This is a genomic window from Robbsia andropogonis (assembly GCF_000970345.1).
In the GTDB taxonomy this organism is placed as follows: Bacteria; Pseudomonadota; Gammaproteobacteria; order Burkholderiales; family Burkholderiaceae; genus Robbsia; species Robbsia andropogonis.
The window spans coordinates 92,631-118,585 of sequence record NZ_LAQU01000002.1 but is presented as its reverse complement, the minus strand read 5'-3'; the positions used below and the strand labels follow the sequence as shown (position 1 = coordinate 118,585).

Below are 25,955 nucleotides of genomic sequence, written 5' to 3'. Positions count from 1 at the left end.
CGCCGGACTACAGGCTTTCCGGCGATAGGCGTCTTGCATGACGCTAGGAGCACCATGATGTTCTTCGGCCTGTTGGTTTCACATACCTCCGTGTCTGCTTCGTTTTACGCATCGGCCCTCACCCCGGCCGGTGCCGCCGCCGACTTTCCGGCACGTGCCGCCACGCTCGCGCACGCGGCCTCTCCCGCGCGCCGTGCATTGGACGACACCAAGCCGCGCCTCCGCATTGCCGTTCGCGCTTCCGGCAATCCCGCCCAAGACGCTGTGGGAGTTCGTTGATGTCGTTCCGTTTCCATATACCCCCGGTGCCGCACGTATCACGCGTGAGCGGTACGCTGCGTGGCTTGCTGCCCAATCGGTGGGATGCCTGCGCCTTTCCGCTGATGCTATGCCTGATTGCGATGTTTGCCGTCGGATTCCACGAAACCATGGCGCCGGTGTCTAATTTGCAGACCCAGGCCGTCTCGCTCGATCCGTGGAACCTGCCCGAATACGCGTTGCGCACCACGCTCCGAATGCTGGCGGCGATGGTGGCGTCGGTCGTCTTCGCCTTGGTCTACGGCGCGATGGCGGCCAAGAGCCGCCGTGCCGAGAAACTGCTGGTGCCGGCGCTCGATATCCTGCAATCGGTTCCCATTCTCGGTTTCGTATCGTTGACGGTGACCTTTTTCATCGGACTGTTTCCCACGCGCGTGATGGGGGCCGAGCTGGCGGCCATCTTTGCGATCTGGACCAGTCAGGCGTGGAACATGGCATTCAGCGTCTACCAGTCCTTGCGTTCGGTGCCGAACGATCTGGACGAGGTCACCCGCAATCTGCAAATGAGTGGTTGGCAGCGTTTCTGGAAGCTTGAGGCCCCTTATGCAACGCCGGGTCTGATCTGGAACATGATGATGTCGATGTCCGGCGGGTGGTTTTTCATCGTCGCGGCGGAAGCGATTACGGTGGGCGATCATACGATTACGTTGCCCGGCGTGGGTTCGTTCCTGTCCTTGGCGATTGCACACCGTAACCTGGCCGCGGTTGGCTGGGTGGTCGCCACGATGATCGTCGTGATCCTGGCCTACGATCAGTTACTGTTTCGCCCGCTGGTGGCCTGGGCCGACAAGTTCCGGATGGAGAACACCAGTTCCGGTACGGCACCCCGTTCCTGGGTGCTCGACTTGATTCGCCGCACACGGCTGATCCGGCAAGCGTTGTTCCCGATGGCCTTGATGCTTGGCGCCATCGCCCGTTGGCCGATGGCCTGGCGTCCGGTGCGTGGCAATGCGCACCTCGACGCGGCGCGCGACGTGGTGCGCGCCGCGTCGCGGGAAGCCGCTGGGTCGAAGACCATCGATGTGCTCCGCCGTTGGGCGATCGGCAAGCCGGGCGATATTGTCTGGGCCTGCGCGCTTGTCGTGCTGACCCTCTATGTCATGGCGCGGGTGGTGCTGTTTGTCCGGACCGGCGTCACCCTTGACGAGGTGTTTCATGTCTTCGGGTTGGCGCTGATCACGATGGTGCGGGTGATTGTCCTGATCGCCTTGTCGTCGCTGATCTGGGTGCCGGTGGGCGTATGGATCGGACTGCGGCCCGCCTGGGCGGAAAAGATCCAGCCGCTGGCCCAGTTTCTGGCGGCGTTTCCGGCGAACGTGCTGTTCCCGATCTTCGTCGTCGTGATCGTGCGCTTCCACTTGAACGTCGATGTCTGGTTATCGCCGTTGATCGTGCTCGGCACGCAGTGGTACATCCTGTTCAACGTCATTGCCGGAGCGACCGCCTACCCGAACGATTTTCGCGAGGTCACCGCCAACCTGGGCATCCGCGGCTGGCAATGGTGGCGTCAGGCCATGCTTCCGGCCATCCTGCCGTATTACATCACGGGCGCGATCACGGCCTCGGGTGGTGCATGGAACGCGAGCATCGTATCGGAATATGTCGAGTGGGGTAGCACGCGTCTCTCCGCCCATGGTCTGGGTGCGTATATCGCGGAAACCACGGCCGCCGGCGATTTCCCGAAGATCATTCTCGGGATTGCGATGATGTCGATCTTCGTCGTGGTGTTCAACCGGGTGCTTTGGCGTCCGCTTTATGTGTACGCGGCGTCACGCCTGCGGCTGGATTGAAGGAGATAGAAAAATGAATACACCACATCAAAACCGTACCGCCGCAGCGTCGATGTTGCTCGATCCGCCAGTTCTCGAAGTCAAGGACGTCACGCGTGGATTCGGCGACGTGAAGGCCGGTCAAGGCGACCGCCTGGTGCTGGACGGGGTCAACCTGGCACTGCATGAAGGCGAGGTCGTTGGATTGCTGGGTCGTTCGGGCTCGGGCAAGTCGACGTTGTTGCGCATCATCTCGGGCCTGATCGCGCCCACCAGCGGCGACGTGACATACAAGGGCAAGCCGTTGAAGGGCCCCGCGGAGGGCGTGGCGATGGTCTTCCAGACCTTCGCGCTGTTTCCCTGGCTGACCGTGCTGCAAAACGTCGAGGCGGGGCTCGAGGCAAAAGGCGTCGATGCCCGTGAGCGTCGGCGCCGTGCGTTGGCCGCGATCGACTTGATCGGCCTCGATGGCTTCGAGAATGCCTATCCGCGCGAATTGTCCGGCGGTATGCGGCAACGCGTCGGGTTCGCACGCGCGTTGGTCATCGACCCGACGATCTTGTTGATGGATGAACCATTTTCGGCACTGGATGTGCTGACCGCGGAGACGCTGCGGACGGATTTGCTGGATCTCTGGTCGCAGCGCAAGCTACCGATCAAATCCGTGCTGATCGTGACGCATAATATTGAGGAGGCGGTGTTCATGTGCGACCGCATTCTGGTGCTGTCATCGAATCCGGGTCGCGTGATCGCCGAAATCAAAGTGCCGTTCATGCATCCGCGTAATCGCCTGGACCCGGTGTTCCGTCGTCTGGTCGACGATATCTACGCGCGCATGACCAGCCGGGCCGGCGATGCGGGCGGCAAGAAGGAGTTGACGTTGGGCAGCCGTTTGCCCACGGTATCGACAAACTTGATGGCGGGGTTGATCGAGACCTTGGCGGCCGCGCCGTACAACGGTCGCGCCGATATGCCGGAAATTGCGCGCTCATTGCAGCTCGAAGTCGATGAGCTGTTCCCGGTTGCGGAGCTGCTGCAGATTCTGGCGTTTGCCGATGTGCGTGAAGGCGATATCATCCTGACGGCATCGGGCCGTGCGTTTGTCGATGGCGATACGCAGGCACGCAAGCAGCTTTTCGCGGAGCACTTGCTGCGTCATGTGCCGCTGGCGACCCGCATCCGGGGTGTGCTCGACGAGCGGCCGGGCCATCGTGCGCCGCGTCTGCGTTTCGCCCAGGAGTTGGAGGACGTGTTGTCCGACAGCGCCGCGGAAGAAACGCTCGACACGGTGATCGACTGGAGTCGCTACGCGGAAATCTTCTCGTATAACGACCAGACCGAAGTGTTCAGCCTGGCTGACGTCGAAGGCTGACCCGAGTCGCGGTGTCAGCCGGTGCAGGACGTCCGGCATACCCAAGAATGGATATGCCCCCCGGCGTCCTTCTACTGGCCGTCGATGTCCGCCACCACTCGCGTGGGGATGCCTGCCAGCCTGATCGTCGTCCCCAATCGAGGATCCGCTGGCGCGATAAGCACTCCCTCGACATGCCGTCCGCGCTCTGCGAGCACGGCGCATTGCAAGATGTCATGTTCTTTGTCGCCATACGCCGTTATGGGTACAGCGCTTGAAATTGATAAGCGGCTTAGACTGTCGAGCAGTCGCGTGGGATCTGGTTTCGCATCGCTCTCGGAGCGTCTCCCGGGAGCGCACTGCAACTCGGACACGACATCAAAAAATCCTGTCACGCCCATCTGACGCACTTCATCGTCGAGCTGTTCTTGTTCCGTATTGCTTATCAGAATAATACGGTTGCAAGGGGTTCGCTGTTTTTCGAGAAAAGTGAGGGCGCCGCCGCAAAGCATCGCGTGTGCTGTAGTGGAAGGCGTTGATTCAAGCAGTTGATTGCAGGGTTGCTTCAACCATGCGCGCGCATCGTCATCGCGCTGATTAAGAATTGCTTTTGTCAGATTGGCTTTTTCATGCAACGTCGTTTTGGGCAACGTGCAACTGAGAAAGTCCTCGACAACCGATTTTTTCGATGCGCTCGCATGTGTGCTGCAATAATGGCGGAATGCGTCGTGGTTCATCGCGAGAAGTGGGGCATGTTCATCGTGCGTTGAATAAGAGACGCAACCCTGTTCCAGCGCGAGACTTGCGCTCAGAATAGGTGGGATTTCCTCTGACTTATCTCTTGCTACCTTGCTTATGGCGTGATGTAGCTGGGCGTGATGCGTCCCATATGCATCGTAAATACAGTTATCCCAATCCATCACGATGACCTTATCGATATTCACGCGTATCCCCTTGTTCGAGGATGTAAGGGCGTGCAAATATACTAATCCAGCGTGATGTCTCTATAGATGCACGCGCATCGCGCTTTAAGCGTCGAACTCGCCGCTCGCTCTTGCTATCCAGTCCAGTCCCACGTCGCTTTCGTTTTGCTTCACCCCGTTTCGGATATGGCTGATTGTGCCATCGGTCGCAAACAGGCGAAGATGACGTTTTCAAAACGAAGTTGCGATCAGATGCATAGTCAGTAATGCGTGATGATGTGGCGCCTAACAATACGCTACTACCCGCCTGTCGCAGTCTGCTGCGACAGGCGGGTACGAAGGAAAAAATCGTTAGCTCATCGTTGTCCTGTCATATCCATTGCTTCCGATAAATCAATGGATGGCGCGACGTCTTTTTGGATAGGGCATGAAACACGCTGTTGCATTAAAACTGACTGCATTCATCGCGGCGGTTATCCTTTCATTCTTATCCGGATGTCGATCGGAGCGCGCGACTACCACACCATTGGAATCGGCTTCCGATCCTGCCAAGGCCGCGATATCCGAGGTGGCCTCATCGTCTTCTCCAGCGTCTTCGACAAAAGCGCCAGCGGTGTCGGCACGCGCGACGCCCAGCAAGCATGATGGCGCTGGGAAAACGGTAAGCGTGCTCCGTTTGCAGCCGCGGGTACTGCCGATCTCCATGGTCCTGCCTGGCCGCGTACTGGCCTATGAAACGTCCGATGTACGTCCCCAGGTGAGTGGTATCGTTCAGCGTCGTTGTTTCGTGGAAGGGGCATTGGTGAAGGCCGGACAGCCACTTTACCAAATCGAACCCGCACGCTACGAACTGGCGTATGAACAGGCGACGGCAGCCCTGGCCGGTGCCCGCGCAGCGGTACCGTTGGCGCGGTCGACACTCGCACGGGAGCGTGGCTTGCTCGCATCCGGTGCGACAAGCCGACAAGTGCACGATCAGGCGGTGGCGACGCTGGCACAGGCAGAGGCTGCACTGGCGTCGGCGCAAGCGGCACAACGCCGAGCGCGACTGGATCGCGACTTCGCGGTCGTGCGTGCGCCAATTGGCGGTTATATCGATCGATCCAACGTCAGTGCCGGCGCGCTGGTGGTGGCGGAACAGGTTGAGCCGCTGACGCGCATTCATCGGATCGACCGGGTCTACGTCGATTTACGTCAATCGTCTGAGCAGTTGCGGAGCATGCGCCGCACGCTTGAACAGTCCGGTGCCCTGACCGGCAAGGCGTCGAAGGTGACGTTGACGTTGTCCGACGGCGAGCCGTATCCCCAGACCGGGCGTCTGGATTTGACGGAATCGCGCGTGGCGCTCGATACGGACACCGTCGCGCTGCGGGCCGTGTTCGACAATCCGGAGCGCACGTTATTGCCTGGCATGTATGTTCGCGCAAATGTGACGGCGGGGACACTGCGAGATGGCTATCTCCTGCCGCAACGGGCGGTCAGTCGAAACGCGCGCGGCGAACCGTCGATCTGGGTCGTCGTGCATGGCAAAGCCGAGCAACGCACGCTGCCACAGGCACAACCCTATGGCAACGATTGGCTGGTGAACGGCGGGATCACCCCTGGCACGCTATTGATCGTCGAGGGGGAGATGCATGTCCGTGAAGGCGCGACCGTCGCCGTGGAAGAAGTGCGGATTGATCCCGGAAGCGGGCTCCTGGCGTTGCCGGCAGGGATTGAGGGGCAATCCTGATGGTGGGTGTTTTTATTCGCCGCCCGGTGCTGGCGTGCGTACTGGCGTTGATCGTTTCACTGGTGGGACTGTTGGCGATGCGCGTGCTTCCCATTGCGCAATATCCTGAAATTGCCCCCGCGACCATCGCGATCTCCGCGTCGTATCCCGGCGCCGATCCGCAGACGCTCGAGAATGCGGTGACGCGTGTCATTGAACAGGGGATGAACGGGCTTGATGGCTTGATGTACATGTCATCGCGTTCCAGTGGCCAGGGCGGAAGCGACATTACGTTGACCTTTGCTCAGGGCACAAACGCGGACGTGGCGCAGATGCAGGTCCAGAACAAGCTGCAACTGGTCACGGCGCAGTTGCCTGCGATCGTGCAGCGTACCGGCTTGCAGGTGACCAAGGCGTCCTCCGATTTCCTGATGGTGGTGGCTTTCGTATCGACCGACGGAAAACGCGATGCAACGGATCTCGATGATTACGTCGGCAGCGCGATGAGCGACGTGATACGCCGCGTGCCGGGCGTGGGCAATATCCGCCAATTCGGTGGGAGTTATGCGATGCGCATCTGGTTGGATCCGCATCGCATGGCACGCTACGCGTTGAATACCGACGATGTCGAACAGGCCTTGTTGGCGCAAAACGTGCAAATTGCCGCTGGTGAACTGGGTGCGCATCCTGCCGTACCGGGTCAGCAATTGAATGTAACGGTGACCGCGCGGGGGCAGTTGCGTACGCCGGAGGCATTCGGCGCCGTGATCGTAAAGCGGGCTGATGACGGTGCGATCGTGCAGTTGAAGGATGTTGCCCGGGTGGCAATCGGTGCCGAAACCTATGCATTCGGTGTGCGTTATAACGGCAAGCCGACATCCGGGATAGGTATCAGCCTTGCGACCGGCGCGAATGCGGTGTCGACGGCCAGTGCCGTGTATGAGACGCTCGATCGTTTGCGAGACGCCATGCCGCCAGGCGTCGAGGTTGTCTACCAATATGACACGACACCCTTCGTCAAACTGTCCATCGTGAAAGTAGTGCAGACACTTGTCGAAGCGGCAGTGTTGGTATTTCTCGTGATGTGGCTGTTCTTGCAGAACCTGCGCGCCACGTTGATCCCAACGCTGGCTATTCCGGTGGTGCTGCTTGGCACGATGGCCGTGTTGTCGGTATTCGGCTATGGGATCAACACGTTGACCATGTTCGCGCTGGTACTGGCGATCGGCCTGCTGGTGGACGACGCCATCGTGGTTGTTGAAAATGTCGAACGGGTGATGGCGGAGACCGGGCTGCCGGCACGGGAGGCCACCGAGCGGTCGATGCGTCAGATCGGCGGCGCCTTGGTGGGCATCACGGCGATCGTGTGCGTGGTTTTCGTGCCGATGGCATTCATGGCCGGTTCGACCGGTGCGATTTATCGGCAGTTTTCCGTCACGATCGTTGCGGCAATGTTGTTGTCCTTGGCGGTGGCGTTGACGTTGACGCCGGCGCTCTGCGGGGTGTTGCTGAAGCCGGGGCATCAATCAAGCGAAAAGGGGCGTTTTTTCCGATGGTTTAACGCGGCATTCGATCGTGCGACAACAACCTATCGCCAGGGCGTGGTGCGGGGTATTCGACACACTGGCCGCGTGCTGGTCGTGTTTGTCGTCATCGTCGTCTGCGTGGGATGGTTGTTTGCCCGCTTGCCGTCGGGTTTTGTACCGGAGGAGGATCAAGGCTCGCTTTTTACCGTGGTGCAACTTCCGCCGGGCGCTGTCACGGACCGCACGCGCGCTGTATTGGAGCGCATCACCGATCATTATCGGGAGAATGAATCGGAAAACGTCGAAGGCGTGCTGACAGTGGAGGGGTGGAGTTTCGCCGGGAGTGGCCAGAACATGGGGGCTGTCTGGGTCAAGCTACGCGATTTCGGTGAACGCGGCGGCGCGGCCACGCGCTCTGCCGCTGCGGTGGTAGCGCGCGCCAATGCCGTATTTGCAACATGGCGCGATGCACAGGTGTTCGCGCTGTCGCCTTCGGGTATTCCGGGAATGGGGACGTCGAATGGCTTCGACATGTATCTGATGGACCGGAATAGTGAAGGTGGCGCGTCGCTCGACGAGGCGCGCAAGACGTTGCTGCTTGCCGCGGCGCAATCGGACGTATTAAGCCATGTGCGTTTCACGGGAATGGACGATGCGCCGCAATTTACCGTGGATATCGATTACGCAAAAGCGCAGGCGCTCGGTGTGCCGATCGAGCAGATTCATCACACGCTGTCGTCGGCGTGGGGTGGTCGCTATATCAATGACTTCATTGACAGAGGGCGGGTCAAGCGTGTGTTTATCCAGGCCGACGCGCCATTCCGCATGCAGCCGCAGCAACTCGATCAGTGGCATGTCCGAAATGTGCAGGGCCAGATGGTGCCGTTTTCGTCGTTTGCCAAGGGGCGTTGGACTACCGGACCCGCGGGTCTTGCGCGTTACAACGGCAATAGCGCGGTGCAGATCGAGGGTAGCGCGAAACCGGGATACAGTTCCGGGCAAGCCATGGCTGCAATGGACCACCTGATTGCCACGTTGCCTGCAAGGTTTGGGCACGAATGGACGGGGCTGTCGTTCGAGGAGCGCTTATCGGGGAACCAGGCAATCGGCCTTTATGCGATTTCCATCCTGGTGGTTTTTCTATGTCTTGCCGCACTGTACGAGAGCTGCTCAATACCGTTTGCCGTGCTGCTCAGCGTGCCGCTTGGCGTTGCCGGGTCCGTTCTTGCGGCGATGGCATTTGGCCAGAGTAATGATGTGTATTTCAAGGTCGGTCTCCTGACGATCATCGGACTATCAGCGAAAAATGCCATTCTCATCATCGAATTCGCGTTGCAACGCCAGGCGGCCGGACATGCGTTGCTGCGGGCGACGATCGATGCCGCCACGATGCGCCTACGTCCGATTCTGATGACATCGATTGCGTTTATCGTTGGCGTGCTGCCCTTGGCGATTTCGCGCGGGGCGGGTTCCGGCGCGCAGAATGCCGTGGGCATCGGGGTCATGGGCGGGATGATCGCGGTGACGGCGCTGGGGATTTTCTTTGTGCCGGTCTGCTATGTCGCCATTCGGTCGTGTTGCCGGCGGAGGGCATCATGAGCGGACGCGGGAATGAGAAAAAGGCGGGCGTGGTCGTGTCATCCGCGCAATGCGTTGCACCGCGGCTGCGGGCAACGGCGCCGTCGCGCGGCGGCCGGGCGATTGGTGTGGGTTGTCGATTGAGTGCCATTGCTGGTTTGGTCGCTTCGAGTGCCTGCACGCTTGGGCCGGATTACCGCCGCCCGGACGTCGCGGTGCCGGCGCAGTGGCGTAGCATGGGCGCGGCGGACGTCCGATCCGGGCTGGATGATGGACAGCGCGCCCTGCGCCAGGCGGTGGACGACGAACATGTCATGCACGCGTGGTCCCTGGCACCGTGGTGGCAGAGGTTGAACGATCCGGTGCTCGATGACCTGGTTGGCGCGGCACTGGCGCGTAACCGCGATCTCGCCATCGCACTGGAAAAAGTACGTGAGGCGCGCGCGGCGTACGGACAGGCGTCGGCGCAACGCTGGCCCTCGTTGTCCGCGACGGCGCGTGGCACACGCCAGGATCAACCGTCGATGGTAATGGCGTTCGCGGGCCCCGGTGCGGGGAGCGGCGCTGGCTCCGGCGGGCAGTCGTCGCTCTCGGGTGGACCGATATCGTTTCTCCAGGCCGGATTGTCAGCGAGTTGGGAGGTAGATCTCTTTGGCGGCAATCGACGTGCCGCGGAAGCCGCACGCTATGGTCTGGACGCCGCGCATTGGCAGCACCGGGCGACAATGCTGGCATTGGTGGGGGATGTGGTCCGTTACTACACGCAAGCGCGCCTTGCCCAGCAGCAACATGCGATCGAGCGCGATAACGCCCGCACGCTCACGCATCTCCTGAAGCTGACGCGTGCGCGTTGCGAGGCGGGCACGGCGTCGCGTCTGGAAAGCCTGCGCTTCGATGCGGACCTGCGAACCACGCAGGCCCGCATCATCGCGCGGGCCGTGCAATACCGACAGGCCGAGCACGCGTTATCGATGCTCACCGGCGAAGCGCCTGGCACCTGGTTGCCCGCATTACAGGGACCGGATGATCTGGCGGACGTTTCGTCCCACGCCTCGATGTCGACACAGACGGCGGCGCACGCAGGTGTCTTGCCGCCACCTCCATTGCCATTGCCGTCCTTTCCCATCGCGGTTGCCGTGCCGTCTTCCGTGCTGTTGATGCGTCCGGACCTTCAGGTGGCGGAACGGCAGTACGCGGCGGCGACGGCGAGAGTCGGCGTGGCGCAAGCGGAGCGGATGCCAAAGGTCTCTCTGGTCGGCTCGCTCTATTCCATCGGTTTGCGTCCCGGTGATCTTGCCCGTCGCTCGTCCATTGGCTGGGGGATCGGCCCGCAGATTTCGTTGCCGCTATTTACCGGCGGGCGTTTGCGCGCGGCGGTGGACATGGCGATGAGTGTGCGTCAGCAGGCGTTCCTGACCTATGAGTCGGCGGTGTTGACGGCGTTGCGGGACGTAGAGGACGCCGTGGTCGGATTATCCGGCGCGATTGCCGAAGCGGACGCCGCCGAGGCCGCGGAAGGCCGTTATGCGGAGGCTGCGCGTCTCGCCACGTCACGTTTCGAGGCAGGGGCGGATTTGCAGGACGCGACGTTGATTGCCAAACGTGACCACGCTGCATCGCGTACTCGGCTGGCCGACAGTCGGGTGGCAGTGACGCTCGCCTATATCGGCTTGCAGAAAGCACTGGGCGGCGGGTGGGACGGACGGGCAGAAGCGGCCGACGCTCCCGATGCGGAAGCGCCTGCTGCGTGATGCATTAGCCTTGCCTGCAGAGGCCCTCGCTGACAATGAGGCAGGACCTGACGAATGATCCGGCAACGTGCTTTGCAACAGAAAATTTAAATTGAGATACTTATGGCGTTAAATAAAGGAAGCTGCGGCCACTCGCCTGTTTGCGACCGTCGCTTCCGTCCATCCCTACCAAGGAAAACAGATGTCTGAAACCCACGCCCGCCAGTCCTTGTTGCCGACCTTCCTGATGGTGGACGACGCGCCAACGCCGGTGGGGCCGTTTTCCCACGCCGTCGAGACCGATGGGTGGGTGTTTCTGACCGGGCAGATGCCAACCGACCCGGACAACGATGCCACGCCGTTGCCGGAGGGCGTGACCGCCCAGACGCGGCGCGTGATGGACAACTTGATTTTGGTCTTGCACGGCGTCGGGCTGACGCTGGACAACGTGGTCAGCGTGCGGATCTACCTGACTGAATTCGAACGAGACTACGCGGCGATGAACGAGGCCTACAAGGCTTATTTCCTGCCGAAGCCGCTGCCGGCCCGCACTTGCATCGGCGTCACCGGTTTGGCACGCAAGGCGGTGGTCGAGATCGATATGGTGGCGCGTCGCCCGTGACATGGGGCGCCGTGGGTTCGCGTGGCGTAGTAGTGCCGTGGGTCCGACGGCGTTTCGACGGCAAGCCGTGGGCGTCGGCCTGCGCCTGAGGCGATCGACTCCTAAGGGCTGCGGTGCACCGGGGTCGAACGCGTCCGATGGCCTCGCCAGGTTACTCGGTGGTGCTTGGACTCCAGAATGCTTGCCGTACGCCCGGGATGGCCGCTAATTTCTGTACCAGCGCATCCAGCTCGTCCCCATCGACGGAGGTTGCCACCAGCGTGGCTTCAATCTCGATCTCATCCTGGCCGAATGCATGCAGGTCGAGGTCGCGCGTGGGGTGGTCACTGTTCTCGAGCGCATCCTCGAGCATTTTCATGACCCGCTTCTGATGTAGGCGCTCGGCGATCACATGCACGGTATTGGTGACTTCGACCGATTCCACATCCAGCGGCTTGCGATTGATCGAGTTGACGATCGGCCGCAACAGTGTGTTCGCCGCAAGTACCGCCAACGTCCCGACCAACGCCTCGCCGATCAGGTCCGCGCCGGCCGCTGCGCCCACTGCCGCTGATCCCCACAGGGTGGCCGCTGTATTCAAGCCACGGACATTGCCTTCCTCTCGCATGATAACGCCCGCGCCCAGGAAACCGACGCCTGACACCACATAGGCCAGCACGTGTACCGCGCCTTGATGACCATCGAGACGATTGGCCATGTCGACAAAGACCGCCGCGCCGACGGCAACCAGGACGTTCGTTCGCAGTCCCGCGGTGCGCTGCCGATATTGCCGCTCCAGGCCGATCACGCCGCCTAGCAGGAACGCGGCGATCAAGCTGATGCAGGTGTCGAGCAGCGAATCGATCTGAAAGTTTTGTATTGCTTCCATAACTGTTTTCCGCCGTGCTGCCGTGTTGCAGGTGCCCTGGGGCCCCCGTTGAAGCGCACGATTATAGCGCTCGCGTATGACAATGCGCGCCACGGATTAGCGTTCTGGCAGTCTCAGCATCTCTGGCGCATCGGCAGGTCTGGATGGCGGTTGAAAAACAGGGCTGTTCGCGTGCCAAGGCGGCATGCTAATCGCACGCCGCCTTGGCACGAACGCGATTGACACAGTGCGCTTTTATGGCGTCACATGCGGGTGATGCTGATGCCAATGACGTGCGATGTGATCGCGGCGACAGATCCAGACTCTGTCGTGTCGTGCAACGTGATCGAGAAATCGTTGCAACGCGATGAACCGGCCCGGCCGCCCGAGCAGCCGACAATGCATGCCGACCGACATCATCTTCGGCGTGTCCGCGCCCTCGGCATACAGCACATCGAAGCTATCGCGTAAATAGACGAAGAACTGCTCCGCGGTGTTGAACCCTTGTGGCGTGGCGAAACGCATGTCGTTGGTATCGAGCGTGTATGGCACGATCAATTGCGGGACAGTGCCCCTTTGCTGCGTGCGCACGTTCGTCCAGAACGGAAGGTCGTCCCCGTAGTAGTCGGAGTCGTAGAGAAACCCCCCGTATTCCGCCACCAGTTGTCGTGTCTGTGGGCTGTCCCGGCCGGTGTACCAGCCGAGAGGACGGCTGCCGGTCAACCGGGTAATGGCTTCCATTCCCAGCCGCATATGTTCCGCTTCCTTATCGCGTGGCATATCCTGATAATGGATCCAGCGCCAGCCATGACAGGCGATTTCGTGACCCAGTTCAGTGAACGCACTGGCCAGATCGGGGTGGCGTTCCAACGCCATCCCGACGGCGAAGACGGTCAATGGCAATCGACGTTTCTCAAATTCCCTCAGGATGCGCCAGACGCCGGCACGTGAGCCATATTCGTAGATCGATTCCATACTCATGTGCCGCGCCGGATAAGACGCGGCGCCAACGATTTCAGAGAGGAACTGCTCGGAGCCGGCGTCACCGTGGAGGATATTGTTCTCGCCGCCTTCTTCGTAGTTCAGCACGAATTGCAGCGCGATACGGGCATTGCCCGGCCAACCGGCTTGCACCGGATCGCGGCCGTAGCCGATCATGTCGCGAGGATAAGCGTTAGCGTGCATGGCGTGTCTGTTCCTGTTCGGATTCAGCGCCATATCGTATCAGGCGCCGATTTTTTTAGGAAAAGAACGTATCCGCTGCCGTTATCTGTGCAGGCGGACTAGTCGGAAGCCGAACCCACGTCGCCACGCGCACTCGCTGCCGCTTCTCGTATGCAACCGCCCAGATAGTCGAGATGATCCATTGCCGCGGAGGTCAGTGCGACTTGTTTGCGGCGATTGTCCGTTGTGTCTTGCAACGTCAGCCACCCTTTCGTGCGCATGGCCTGCAGGCGACGAAAGACGCGTGTAGGCGACCCGAGGCGAGCAATACCGATCAGATCCCGGACACACAGTCTTTCGTGCGCACCTTGACGTAACGCGACGGTAATAAGGATTTGTTCTTCGACGGCATCGAGTTCAGGCAACGCTGCCGTGCCAGACCCCGCCTGTGTCTTGTGCAGGAATTGAATATAGAGATCGGCGGGGCGGTTCATGCGCGAAGGATTCCCTCTCGGGCGTATACGTGACCAGGGAAATGGCCTGCGGAATGGCGCGACGGCGAACGGACGACGCAGTCAAGCAATGACCACGGCGATAGTATATCAGTGGTATTTTAATGCGTGCGCGGTTTTCCGCGATGCCTGCGGCTGGCGTCGAGGGAGGGTGGGGAGGGGCGCGCCAGGCGCCCCCCCTGATCAGGCGGCTACACTCTTTGTCAAATCCCAACCGAACTGCGCGTTCCCCTTGGGAGTGCCGTCCGGTTTCTGTTGCGTGAATACGCAGGTCAGTTTCGTGAAGTTCAGCGAAAAGGTGTCCGATCCTCCGCCAGGGTGGCCGGCTGTCCGAATGGACGAAATCATGGCGTTTGCCATGGTGTATTTGATCAGTGACATGTACTTTCCCTTGTCGGTGCGCCCCATGTCCAGTACCACGTCGCCGAGATTCGTGCCGCTGGCGCACGCAGCCAGCAGCGCCGGCGTGGAAACATCGGTCGTTTTGGAGAAGGACATTTCCGAAAATGTCGGGCGACCGATCGTCCGATCACTGTTTCCGGCGTCGGCATATAGCGGCAGTGATACGCCGTGAGAAAAAGACTCGACAATGATCTTGTCGGCATAACCTGCGATGATCGAATTGCCCTTGATGCTTTTGATCGAGAGGAAAAGCGATTCCATGATGTTTCCCGCGTTGATGGATTATGGGGCGGTGGGAAAAAAGGGGGCTATGCGACCGCTTGTTCAGGCTGCCGCTGCGGGAAGTTCCGCAACGAGTCGCATCGAGGCCGTCAAGGTTTCCATCTGGAAATGCGGCTTCAAGAAGCACGTGGCGTTGTAAGCGCCTGGTTTGCCTGGGACTTCCGTCACATCAACGCGTGCCTCGCTAAGCGGAAAGCGTGCCTTGGCGGCCTGCGGCGCGGACGTATTGAGCAGGACGTAGTCCGCTATCCAGTTGTTCAGATACCCTTCCACCTCCTCTCGTGTCTGGAAACTGCCCACCTTGTCGCGCATGATGACCTTCAAATAATGCGCGAAACGTGAGGCCGCCATGATGTAGGGCAACCGTGCGGATAGCAGCGCGTTTGCGTTCGCTTCGTCTTTTGAATAGGTTTTCGGTTTGTTGACGGTCTGGCCACCAAAAAACGTGGCGGAGTTGGAACCTTTTGCATTGACGACGGCAATAAAGCCCAGGTCGTTCAATTCTTTTTCACGGCGATCGGTGATTGTCACTTCGGTAGGGCACTTCAGCGCAAAATCGCCTTCATTGGTACGGAACATATGGGTCGGCAGACCTTCGATCTTGCCTCCGCCTTCGACGCCCCGTATGGCGGTGGTCCAGCTATATTGGGCAAAAGCCGCGGTGATACGCAGACCCAACTGATAGGCGGAATTGGCCCACAAGTATTTCGTATGGTCGGTACCGTCGACGGCCTCTTCGAAACGGAACGACTCCACCGGACTCGTAGTGGCGCCATACGGCAGCCGGGCGGCGTAACTTGGCAAGACCAGTGCGACGTAACGGGAATCTTCCGCTTCACGGAAATTGCGCCATGGTGCCAGTTCGGCACTTTCAAACAGTTTTGAGAGATCCCGCGGCACGCCCAGGTCCGCAAAGGACTTCATGTCGAACAGCGCAGGAGAGGCGGCACTGATAAAAGGTGCGTGTGCGGCAGCGGCCACTTTCGAGATACGATCTAGCAGTGCGATGTCCTGTGGATGTCGGCCAAACGTGAAGTCACCGATCAACAATGAAAACGGGCTGCCGCCAAATGTGCCGTACTCGTCTTCGTACACTTTCTTGAAAAGCACACTCATGTCGTGATCGACTGCCGTTTCCAAATCCTTCAGCAGTTCAGACTTGGACACGTTGAGAAGCCGTAGTTTCAGCCTCGAACTGGTTTCTGTCCCCTGCACCATATCTGAAAGACCACGCCAGGACGCCTCCAACGCCTGAAATGTCTGATCGTGCAGGACCGTATTCAACTGGTCGCTTAGAAGGCGATCGATCTCCGCCACACGGTCGTTGATCATTGCGACAACGCCTTTGTCCGGGCTCGTTCGCATGCCTTCATCCAGGATTTGCGAGGCCAACTGCCCAATCAGTTTTTTTGCATACGTATTTTGGGATGGCTCGATGGCCATATTCCCTTCCTGAACGATCTTATCGAGCAGCGTGGCATTGGCGGCGGGCGCATCCGCGGTTGCCATGTCCGAATCCGCTTCGACTGCGCTCGCCGCAGCCTTTGCTTTGTTTGCCATGATAGGTGTCTTCGTTACGTACGTGAATGGATAGACGATAAGCCGCGCGTGCGGGAGTCCGGGGGCATGTCAGGACGGATCGCCGGCAGTCGGTTCAGGCGTGGCCGGGGCGAAGGCATCGCCCGTGGGATCAACTTTGTTGGTGGGCGCGCCGGCGTCCGCGTCGCTTACAGCGCCCGCTTCTTGTTTCAGTTGTTCCAGTTCCGTCGTGTCTTGCACGATCTGTTCGAGCATCGCGTCTAATTCGTCGTTGCCGTCCAGCTTCGCCAGCAAATCGCGCAGTTGCTGTCGTGCTTCGAGCAGTTTTGCGAGCGGGGCGATCTGGCGGACCAGGTTATCCGGATGGAAATCGGCCATCGTGGAAAAAGACAGCGAAATCGGCAACGTGCCGTCGCCGGACAGCGTGTTCGGAACGCTGAGTTTTAATCGTGGTTTGATCTGACCCATTACGTCGCTGAAGTTGTCGCGATCGATTTCGACCAGGCGTCGGTCTTTCAGTTTAGGCAGAGGGTTGATGGGATGACCCGAGAGGTCCGCCATGATGCCAACGACCATTGGCAGTTCGCGCTTCTCGACGGCATCACCGACCTCCACGTCGTAGGTGATCTGTACACGCGGTGGCCGGTTGCGGCCCACCCAGTTTTGCAAGCTGTCTGACATCCCATTCTCCCAAGCAAATTTTTCTTGCCGTGTCCGTGTTTCGGGCTGACCCGATTTTTGTCGGTGGCGTGCTCCAATCCGCTTTCAAGCTGTACGCGGGCGCACGGTCGTGATCAATGCACGCTCGCTTCGTGTCAAAAAAGCGAATGCTGGTTCCACGATACGAAGCAAATTAACCTCGGCGGGAGGGCACGAATTGCATTGGGGCGTCACCCAAGGCTCAGTGGCGTGTACGGGCCTATTGCACCGTCGCGTCTTGTCGCAATGTCGATGGATTTCGTGAGGCCGCTGCCATGTCCACCGTGCCGGGTTTGTATCAAAACGTGATGACGTATATACAGTGGGATGCCGGGACGGGAATCAGTGACGGCTTGTTCGGGCGCCGGCAGAAGTCAGGCCTTGGCCAGGTGGATGCAGCTATGTACGCGTTCGATAATCATCGGAACGCGGCAACCTTCCAACGGTTACGCGATGCCTTCAATGCATGGCGTTCGACGGTAGGGCCGAATTGGGAGCGCGATCCTGCGAATCGGTCGATGTGTATCAGCGCCCTCGCCAGGCAATTGGCGCAATCGGACGACGTTGACAACCAAGGTGCGTCGCCGATTCCCATATCGGATCGCATCCACGCCAGGCTCGGCGTTATCTATCTATTTTCGCAACTGCATGTCGACTCGACCGTGGCCGAAGTGGCGGTGGGCGCGGCCTTTTCAGCTGCCGATATTGGATTGAGCTTTGCAAACGATCTCGAACTGCTAGGCCGCGTCTCGGAGGAAGCAAGGCAGCGTGCCGGGCCTGCCGGGGCGGCTTTTAACGACTCCGTCAGTCAAACAATGCAACGCGTAGCGTTGGCCCGCAACATTGTTGGAAAAGCCGGCGTGGTTGCGACGCCCGTTTCCGGTCTGGTTGAAAAGACGGTGCTGACACGGCCCAGGCCCGGAAGACCCTCGATTCCCGCCCCGGCGCCGGTGGCCACGCCGCCGGAAAGCTGGCAAGAGGCGGCAACGCGGCATTATCAACGCGGAAAATATCTTGTGTCACATGCTGTTCCGCTAACAGCGGAAGCTATTTCGCAGGGGATCGACCATGTCTCGCTGACCGCGCACGAAATCGTGGCCAAGATCCGTGCCGCGCTCAACGCCGCCAAGGACGCCGTATGCCAATACATTACGAATCAACTGCTTCCCAATTTAAGGCTCTATAAACATACGATTCTGCCGAATATCCTGCCAACTGTATTGCCTAAACTAACATCACTGGCGAGTGCCCTGGTCGATGGTTTGCTGGTGAAATTCTGTGCTGAAGCGGTACCGTTTCTAGGGGGCAGCCGGGATGTCCTCAAGGGACTTGTCAATGCTATCGACGCCAGCGTGGATCGGTTCAAGATGTGGTCGAATCGCTCGGTGCGGATCGCCGCCGGGCATCCCTCGACGATCTTTAACACCATCAAGTCGACCATGGAAATCAGCTTGGCGGAAGGATTGCTGACCGCGATGGGGGGCGCGGCCCGGGTCGCGGTGGAAGCATTGGCGCCTGGCTTTGGCATCATCGCGACCGCGGTGACGAAGCTTGTTGAACTGGTAGTCCGCGGCGTGATCCGGATTTTCGAACTCCTTCAATTTCGCGCGCTGATCGACGAAGCCAAAATACTGTGGAATAACCGGGAGGCACCGGACGCACTGCACAAGCGGCCAAGGGCGTTCAACGCATGGTATGGCGCGTACGCATCGACATCGCCGATCGTCGCGATACTGACCCTCAATACCGGGATCACGGGCAGCAAAATGCAGTTCATGGACATGATGACGTCCGATGGCAAGGTGATCAACGAAGATGGCTTCCAGAAGGGTGTCGCATTCATCGACGCGATGAAGGGCTGGGGCACCCAATATCTCAATGGATGCGGCATTGCAGTATCCTCGACAACGGCTGACGTCAAGGCATATTTGGCGCAGGCTAAATCGTGTAGTACGAATCGGACGCTCGGCGAGAAAGTCTGGGCGGCGGGTGTCGCATTCTTGAACGGCAGCGATTTTCCTGTCGATCCGGAGTTTGAGCACGTCAATGCGCCGCATCGGCCGCTGGCCCCGCTCCCCCCGCCTGTTGCTTCCGGTGCGCCACCCGTGCCGAGACGTCCCGCGACCTTTCCCGGAGCCGGCGCGCGCAGAGCGCCAGCGAGGCCATTGCGTGGCCCGGGCGAATGAGATGTCGTCAGATATTTCAAAAAAATCCCCTATGATATTTTTTTTTCATTAATATGCGTCGAATGAAAATTCACCATCAATGACGTTTTCGTCATTGACACGATGCATTCGATGCCTGAAAACGACGACAACCCACCCATTACGACCCGGATCAACCGGGCGCGGCTGACGTTGACTAGCGCACATCAGCGGCTGGCGGACTATGTCCTGTCGCATCCGCTGCAAGTGGCGACGATGCCGATCGACGAGCTTGCGAGCGCCGTTGGCGTGTCGATCGCCACGGCGAACCGCTTTGCCCGCGCGATCGGGCTCGATGGTTACCCCATGCTTCGTGCCGAGCTGGTTCGCGGTTTTGAGACGATGCTTGCGCCGCTGGAGAAGATGCGCGTCAAGCTCGAAAAGCCCAGCAGCATCGTCGATGTGTTTGCCACGGCGTTGGAGGAAAGTCAGCGTAACATCGCCGCTACCCTTGACGCGCTGGATGCGGCGTCATGCGAGGCGGCGGTTGCGGCCATTCTCAAGGCGCGTCGAATTTACCTTGCCGGCTTCGGTGCCAGCGGTTGGTTGGCAGGCTTGCTGCAGCGCGGCCTTGACCCGTTTTGCGAAAACGTGCAATTGCTGGCCGGCGTGGGCGGAGCCTCTTATGGGGCGCGGCTCCTCGCGGCGGCGCGTCAGGATGATCTCCTGATCGCCATCGCCTACCCACGCTACCTGGCGGATACCGTCTTGCTTGCCGAGACGGCCGCCGCCCGCAATATGCAGGTGCTCGCGTTGACGGATGGGCGACATTCTCCGCTGGTGCCGCACGCCAATATCTGCCTTTTCGCGCAAACAGACAATCATTTCGGTCCAAACGCCGATGCGGTCGGCCTTGCCTTGATCGAGGCGTTGTCTGGTGCCGTCGCATATCAATCGCAGGAAACGATGCGGAGCGCTGCGCGGATCACGGACGCCGTGCTTCCCTGGCTGCATAAGGGGTCGCGCGATAGAAAACGCTAGCGGCTGTTGCCGCGTGCCACCCGAAACGCATGATGTGCGAGTGACATACGAATTACGACGTGAGCGGACTGGCATGATCCGGCATGGGGAATTATTTCGTGCTTTCCGCACCGGCATCACGCGCCAAGCGCTGGTGTTGCTTTATCAAGATATCAATGAGTTTTGCCATGTCGACCTATTTCGCAGGACCTTCGAATGCGCGTATCCCGGTGATCGCGATCCACGGTGGTGCTGGAACGATGAGCCGCGCCTTGATCAGGGAAGAGAACACGCGGGCGTATCACCAGGCGTTGCATGACATTGTTGCCGGAGGACAGGACGTACTCGCGCGTGGGGGAAGCGCCATGGATGCCGTGTGCCATGCCGTTTCACTATTGGAGGATTGCCCGCTGTTTAACGCTGGCCACGGCGCGGTGTACACCGCCGCCGGCACGCATGAACTCGATGCGGCGGTGATGGATGGGGCGACGCGTGCGGCGGGTGCGGTAACGGGCATCAATCATGTCCGCAACCCGGTCCTGGCAGCGCGTGCGGTGATGACGCTTACGAACCATGTACTGATCGGTGGTGCGAGCGCCGAAGCGCTTGCGCGCGAAGCAGGACTGCAGATGGTCGAGCCTGCGTATTTCGAGACGGCAGCGCGTCTGGCGCAACTGCGCGCGGCGCAGGCGGCCAAGTCGGGCGCCGTGCTGGACCACGACGGCGCCGCCGCGTTGCAACAGCGACCATTGGACGAAAGCAAGAAATTCGGGACGGTCGGCGCGGTAGCGTTGGATATGCATGGCCATCTGGCGGCGGCGACATCGACCGGTGGCATGACGAACAAGCGCGTCGGCCGCATCGGAGACAGCCCCCAGATCGGCGCCGGTACATTTGCCGATGATCGGCAGGCTGCGGTGTCATGTACGGGCCACGGTGAATCGTTTATCCGGACCGTGGCGGCACATCACGTCTGCATGCGGATGGCTTATGGCGGCGAGTCCTTGCAGCAGGCGAGCGAGGCGGTGGTTCACCAGGTGTTGAAAGAGATCGACGGACGTGGCGGGCTGATTGCCATCGACGCGCAAGGCAATGTTAGCCTGCCATTCAATACCGAAGGCATGTATCGCGGTTATGGCCGTGTCGGCGGGACGCCCAGCGTCGCGATCTTCAATTGATGTGTCTATTCTGATATGAGTTCGATTCGTTCCAACGCGACCGCGCGGCACGCCGCGGACCTCTTGCCGCAGCGCGTGCTTGAAGTCGATGACTTGACCGTTCGATTCTCGACCTCTGAGCGTACCGTCGATGCGGTGCGTCAGTTGTCGTTCCACGTCGACCGGGGCGAAACGCTGGCAATCGTCGGCGAATCGGGATCCGGGAAATCGGTCACATCGCTCGCGTTGATGCGGCTGATCGAGCATGGCGGCGGCCGTATTCTGAACGGCAGCATGCATCTGCGTCAGCGCAATGGCCAGATCCTGCGTCTGCAGGATGCCTCGGCGGCAACAATGCGCAACGTCCGCGGCGCCGATATGGCGATGATCTTCCAGGAGCCAATGACCTCGCTGAATCCGGTCTTCACGGCCGGGGAGCAGATCGCCGAGTCGATCAGGCGCCATCAAGGGATGGATCGCGCGGCGGCGCGTGCGGAAGCTTTGCGGATGCTGGCGTTGGTGCGCATTCCTGAGGCGCGTAACGTGCTGGACCGCTATCCGCACCAATTGTCTGGCGGCATGCGTCAGCGCGTCATGATCGCAATGGCGTTGTCATGCAAGCCGCAGTTATTGATCGCCGATGAGCCGACGACGGCGCTGGACGTGACCATACAAGCGCAAATCCTGCAACTGATCCGTCAGTTGCAGGAGGAAATGCATATGGGCGTGATCTTCATCACCCACGACATGGGAGTGGTGGCCGAGGTCGCCGATCGCGTGCTGGTGATGTTCCGTGGCAACAAGGTTGAAGAGGGCGCGTCGAATGCGCTCTTTGCGGCACCATCGCATGCCTACACGCAGGCATTGTTGTCCGCGGTGCCGAAATTGGGCGCGATGCGCGGCACGGATCTTCCGCGCCATTTCGCATTGTTGAAACCCGACGAAGCAAGCGCCGACGTGGGGTCCACCGTGGCTGGTGCGTCTATCCCCGATAGCCGGTACATTGCGCCGATCGACACCCGCACCGCGGGAGCTCCGCCGATTCTGCGGGTCAAGAACCTTGTCACGCGTTTCGACCTGCGCTCCGGACTGTTCAACCGTACAACGCGACGGGTACATGCCGTCGAACGGGTGAGTTTCGACCTGTATCCAGGTGAAACGCTCGCGCTGGTCGGGGAGTCCGGCTGCGGCAAATCGACGACGGGCCGTTCCCTGCTGCGCCTAGTCGACAGCCAGAGCGGTGCGATCGAATTCGGTGGCCGCAATATCCTGAACCTGCCGACCCGGCAGGTGCAATCGCTGCGACGCGACATCCAGTTTATTTTCCAAGATCCTTTCGCCTCGCTGGATCCGCGCCTGACGGTGGGGTATTCGATCATGGAGCCGCTGCTGGTCCACAAGGCCGTTAAGGACCAGAGAGCGGCACAGGAGCGAGTTGATTGGCTGCTGGAAAAAGTGGGGTTGCCGACCGAATACGCGCAACGCTATCCGCACGAATTTTCTGGCGGTCAACGCCAGCGGATTGCGATTGCACGGGCGTTGGCGTTGAACCCGAAGGTGGTGGTGGCGGACGAGTCGGTGTCGGCACTGGACGTATCCATTCAGGCGCAGATCGTCAATCTGATGATGGATTTGCAGCGGGATCTCGGGGTGGCATTTCTGTTTATCTCGCATGACATGGCGGTGGTGGAGCGCATCAGTCACCGGGTGGCGGTGATGTTCCTCGGACAGATCGTCGAAATCGGACCGCGCCGGGCAATTTTTGAGAATCCGCAGCACCCTTACACACGCAAATTGATGGCGGCCGTACCCATCGCGGACCCGACGCGTCGCCACTTGAAGCGTGCGTTGCTCGAAGGAGAAATACCCAGTCCGATCCGCAAGGTAGGCGACGAACCCGAGGTCAGTCCCCTGGTGGAGGTAGGGCCAGGCCACTTCGTCGCACGGCATACGGTAGCAGGTTTGTATTGATAGGTTCCGTCGTTACGGTCGCGTGCCGATGTCGGCGACGAACGTTGAAAGTAGAGAAGGGCCTCGGCCAACGTGGTGAACGTGATGTGTACGGCATGGAGCGTGCGGTGAGAGCCGGCCGCCATGGCATGTCTTTTTGATCCTGGAGTGTTTTTGATGAACTACGTCTCTTCCAATGCACGTTTCGCGTTGCGTGCGATCGCTGGCGTGCTGGCGGCATCGGCACTGTGTGCAAGCGGCGCGGCATTCGCCGCGGCGAATCCGGTTCTGGCCATTTGGCAGGAGCCGGACTCGCTTGATCCGTACAACACCAACATGACGCTTACGCTCGCTATCACGAAGTCCTTCTACGAAGGCCTGTTCCGCTTCGACAAGGACTTGAAGATCGTGCCGGTGCTGGCGACCGGCTATGAAATGTCGAAAGACGGCACCGTCTACACGTTCAAGTTGCGCAAGGGCGTCAAGTTCCAGGACGGCACGGACTTCAACGCCGATGCCGTGAAGTTCAATCTCGACCGTGCGATGGCGCCGGAGAATCATTTGCTGCGCTCGCCGCAATTCAATCGCATCACGAAGATCGAGGTCCTCGATCCATTGACGTTGCGCATCACGCTCAAGGAGTCGTTTGCGCCGTTCATCAATTCGCTGGCGCACCCGTGCGCCGCCATGATCTCGCCGACTGCATTGAAGAAGTATGGCAGCAAGGACATCGCTTTTCATCCCGTGGGAACGGGCGAATTCGAGCTGGTGCGATTCGATCAGAAAGACGGTGTTGTGCTGAAGAAGTTTGATGGGTATTGGAACAAGGGCTTTCCGAAAGTCGACGGCCTGACGTGGAAGCCGGTGCCGGAAAATGCTACGCGTGCCGCCATGTTGCAAACGGGCGAAGCGGATTTCGCCTTTCCGCTGCCGTATGAACAAGCGGCGCAGCTGAAAGCGGACAGCAAACTGGACGTTGTGGCATCGAAGTCGATCATTACGCGTTTCCTCGGCTTCAATATGCTGCAAAAGCCTTTCACCGATGTCCGTGTCCGCCAGGCCATCGCATTGGCGATCAACAAGCAAGCGCTGGCAAAGGTCGCGTTCAACGGTTATGCGGTACCGGCGGAAGGCTTTATTCCGCAGGGCGTTCCATTCGCGGAAAAGATGGCGCCCATCCCATACAACCCGGCAAAGGCGCGTGAACTGCTGAAGGAAGCGGGTTATCCGAACGGCTTCGAATCCACGCTGTGGTCGGCCTACACGACGACAACCGCCCGCAAGACGATCGAATTCATCCAGCAGCAGTTGGCGCAAGTCGGAATCAAGCTTCAGATCGAAGCATTGGAGACGGGCAAGCGCGTGCAATTGGTGGATTCCTGGCCGGAGCCGACGACGGCAAAGATGCGGATGTACTACACCGGATGGTCGTCGTCCACGGGGGAGGCCGACTGGGCCCTCCGGCCATTGTTCGCTTCAGAGGCGTGGTCGCCCAAGTTGAATAACGTGACCTACTACAAGAACGATCTGGTGGATAAGGACATTGCAAAAGCGCTGACCTCTACCGACGACACCGAGAAAGCCACGTTGTACAAGGCGGTGCAGGACCAGTTGGCGAAGGATCTGCCGCGCGTGCCGCTGGTGACGGAAGAGAATGTATCGGGTAACTCGAAGCGGTTGAGCGGTGTCTACGTGCAGCCGGATGGCAATATCGATATCTACAACATGTCGGTATCGAAGTAAGTAAGGAGACGCCGCGCAAGCGGCAAGAGCAATGCTGAACTACTTCCTGAAACGGCTCCTGGGTCTGATTCCCACGTTGCTGATCGTTGCCGTACTGGTGTTCCTGTTCGTGCACTTGTTGCCTGGTGATCCGGCACGGCTTGCCGCGGGGCAAGATGCCGATGACGTCACCGTCGCGATGGTGCGCCATGAGCTGGGCCTGGACTTGCCACTGCCACAGCAGTTCATCGCGTTTTTCTCGCGCATGCTGCACGGTGATTTTGGTGTCTCGATCCGGACCAGCCGGGCAGTAACGGAGGAGATCGGTGTGCGGTTCATGCCGACGTTCCTCCTGACGGTGACCAGCATGGTGTGGTCGACCCTGTTCGGCCTTGTCATCGGCATCGTCTCGGCCGTGTATCGCAACCGTTGGCCCGATCGCATCGGGATGACGATCGCGGTATCGGGCATCTCGTTTCCCGCCTTCGCGTTGGGCATGATGCTGATGCAGCTTTTCTCCGTCAAACTGGGCTGGTTTCCCACGGTCGGTGCCGATACCTGGCGCCACTATGTGTTGCCGTCGCTTACGTTGGGCGCCGGTGTGGCCGCAGTGATGGCCCGGTTTACCCGTGCATCGTTCGTCGAAGTCGTGCAAGAGGACTTTGTCCGAACGGCGCGGGCGAAAGGCCTGAGCGAGCCGATCGTGGTGCTCAAGCATTGCTTGCGCAATGCGTTGATTCCGGTGGTGACGATGATGGGCCTGCAGTTCGGGTTCTTGTTGGGCGGCTCGATCGTGGTGGAGGCTGTATTCAACTGGCCGGGTCTCGGCCGCTTATTGGTGGATTCCGTCAGCGCGCGAGACTACCCGGTGATTCAGACGCTGGTGTTGCTGTTCTCGCTCGAATTCATCCTAATCAACCTCGTCGTCGACATGTTGTATGGCCTGATCAATCCGACCATTCGCTACAAGTAATCTCGACCGCTAAACA

At 59.9% G+C, this 25,955-nt stretch carries 20 protein-coding genes; 13 read left to right on the top strand and 7 right to left on the bottom strand.

Going from position 1 to position 25,955, the window contains the following annotated elements; translation table 11 throughout:
• Positions 1-57 precede the first annotated feature (57 nt).
• From WM40_RS02485 to WM40_RS02475, 3 genes are read left to right on the top strand one after another with little or no spacing between them, the layout of a single operon-like run.
• The gene (locus tag WM40_RS02485) at positions 58-279 is read left to right on the top strand and encodes a hypothetical protein (RefSeq protein WP_157685678.1); all 222 of its coding nucleotides are present in this window, start codon (positions 58-60) and stop codon (positions 277-279) included.
• Entirely contained in the window at positions 279-2,108 is a 1,830-nt protein-coding gene (locus WM40_RS02480; protein ID WP_024904850.1) for an ABC transporter permease, read from the top strand. The genes WM40_RS02485 and WM40_RS02480 overlap by 1 nt, the downstream gene beginning before the upstream one ends.
• A 13-nt stretch (positions 2,109-2,121) precedes the next feature.
• Complete coding sequence (locus WM40_RS02475) at positions 2,122-3,459, top strand: ABC transporter ATP-binding protein (RefSeq protein WP_024904849.1); 1,338 nt, start codon at positions 2,122-2,124, stop codon at positions 3,457-3,459.
• 71 nt (positions 3,460-3,530) lie between these two features.
• Here the strand turns inward: WM40_RS02475 and WM40_RS31065 are convergent, their stop codons facing one another.
• Positions 3,531-4,073, bottom strand: a complete 543-nt coding sequence (locus tag WM40_RS31065; protein WP_176026018.1) for an HAD family hydrolase — start codon at positions 4,071-4,073, stop codon at positions 3,531-3,533.
• Between the two features lie 715 nt (positions 4,074-4,788).
• On the opposite strand from WM40_RS31065, the gene WM40_RS02460 reads away from it, so the two are divergent.
• The 4 genes from WM40_RS02460 (at position 4,789) to WM40_RS02445 (ending at position 11,528) form a co-directional block, all read left to right on the top strand.
• The gene (locus WM40_RS02460; protein ID WP_081765085.1) at positions 4,789-6,093 is read left to right on the top strand and encodes an efflux RND transporter periplasmic adaptor subunit; all 1,305 of its coding nucleotides are present in this window, start codon (positions 4,789-4,791) and stop codon (positions 6,091-6,093) included.
• Positions 6,093-9,197, top strand: a complete 3,105-nt coding sequence (locus WM40_RS02455) for an efflux RND transporter permease subunit (protein WP_046152066.1) — start codon at positions 6,093-6,095, stop codon at positions 9,195-9,197. The genes WM40_RS02460 and WM40_RS02455 overlap by 1 nt, the downstream gene beginning before the upstream one ends.
• A complete protein-coding gene (locus WM40_RS02450) occupies positions 9,194-10,927 on the top strand; it encodes an efflux transporter outer membrane subunit (RefSeq protein WP_157685676.1) in 1,734 nt (577 codons plus the stop codon). Before WM40_RS02455 ends, WM40_RS02450 begins: the two co-directional genes overlap by 4 nt.
• A gap of 181 nt (positions 10,928-11,108) precedes the next feature.
• Positions 11,109-11,528, top strand: coding sequence for a RidA family protein (locus tag WM40_RS02445; RefSeq protein ID WP_081765084.1), 420 nt, complete (start codon positions 11,109-11,111; stop codon positions 11,526-11,528).
• Positions 11,529-11,679: 151 nt separating this feature from the next.
• Here the strand turns inward: WM40_RS02445 and WM40_RS02440 are convergent, their stop codons facing one another.
• From WM40_RS02440 to tssB, 6 genes are all read right to left on the bottom strand, one after another.
• Positions 11,680-12,396, bottom strand: coding sequence for an MgtC/SapB family protein (locus tag WM40_RS02440; RefSeq protein ID WP_046152065.1), 717 nt, complete (start codon positions 12,394-12,396; stop codon positions 11,680-11,682).
• Positions 12,397-12,630: 234 nt separating this feature from the next.
• Positions 12,631-13,593 (bottom strand): allantoinase PuuE, encoded by a 963-nt coding sequence (gene puuE, locus WM40_RS02435; RefSeq protein WP_036011790.1) that lies wholly within the window; start codon positions 13,591-13,593, stop codon positions 12,631-12,633.
• A gap of 65 nt (positions 13,594-13,658) precedes the next feature.
• Positions 13,659-14,033, bottom strand: a complete 375-nt coding sequence (locus tag WM40_RS02430; protein WP_046152064.1) for a hypothetical protein — start codon at positions 14,031-14,033, stop codon at positions 13,659-13,661.
• A 201-nt stretch (positions 14,034-14,234) separates the two neighbouring features.
• Positions 14,235-14,714, bottom strand: coding sequence for an Hcp family type VI secretion system effector (locus WM40_RS02425; protein WP_024904841.1), 480 nt, complete (start codon positions 14,712-14,714; stop codon positions 14,235-14,237).
• Positions 14,715-14,777: 63 nt separating this feature from the next.
• On the bottom strand, positions 14,778-16,295 hold the full coding sequence (gene tssC, locus WM40_RS02420) for a type VI secretion system contractile sheath large subunit (protein WP_024904840.1): 1,518 nt from the start codon (positions 16,293-16,295) through the stop codon (positions 14,778-14,780).
• A gap of 69 nt (positions 16,296-16,364) precedes the next feature.
• Complete coding sequence (tssB, locus tag WM40_RS02415) at positions 16,365-16,955, bottom strand: type VI secretion system contractile sheath small subunit (protein WP_024904839.1); 591 nt, start codon at positions 16,953-16,955, stop codon at positions 16,365-16,367.
• A 293-nt stretch (positions 16,956-17,248) separates the two neighbouring features.
• On the opposite strand from tssB, the gene WM40_RS02410 reads away from it, so the two are divergent.
• The 6 genes from WM40_RS02410 (at position 17,249) to gsiC (ending at position 25,939) form a co-directional block, all read left to right on the top strand.
• Entirely contained in the window at positions 17,249-19,159 is a 1,911-nt protein-coding gene (locus tag WM40_RS02410; protein WP_046152063.1) for a hypothetical protein, read from the top strand.
• A 111-nt stretch (positions 19,160-19,270) separates the two neighbouring features.
• Entirely contained in the window at positions 19,271-20,158 is an 888-nt protein-coding gene (locus tag WM40_RS02405) for a MurR/RpiR family transcriptional regulator (protein ID WP_024904837.1), read from the top strand.
• A 167-nt stretch (positions 20,159-20,325) separates the two neighbouring features.
• Positions 20,326-21,315 carry an isoaspartyl peptidase/L-asparaginase family protein gene (locus tag WM40_RS02400; RefSeq protein ID WP_024904836.1) on the top strand — a complete coding sequence of 330 codons (990 nt, stop codon included), beginning with the start codon at positions 20,326-20,328 and terminating at the stop codon, positions 21,313-21,315.
• A gap of 15 nt (positions 21,316-21,330) precedes the next feature.
• Complete coding sequence (locus WM40_RS02395; protein WP_046152061.1) at positions 21,331-23,265, top strand: dipeptide ABC transporter ATP-binding protein; 1,935 nt, start codon at positions 21,331-21,333, stop codon at positions 23,263-23,265.
• A 156-nt stretch (positions 23,266-23,421) separates the two neighbouring features.
• Positions 23,422-24,987, top strand: coding sequence for a glutathione ABC transporter substrate-binding protein GsiB (gene gsiB, locus WM40_RS02390; protein ID WP_024904834.1), 1,566 nt, complete (start codon positions 23,422-23,424; stop codon positions 24,985-24,987).
• A 31-nt stretch (positions 24,988-25,018) separates the two neighbouring features.
• Positions 25,019-25,939 carry a glutathione ABC transporter permease GsiC gene (gsiC, locus tag WM40_RS02385; protein ID WP_024904833.1) on the top strand — a complete coding sequence of 307 codons (921 nt, stop codon included), beginning with the start codon at positions 25,019-25,021 and terminating at the stop codon, positions 25,937-25,939.
• Positions 25,940-25,955 lie beyond the last annotated feature (16 nt).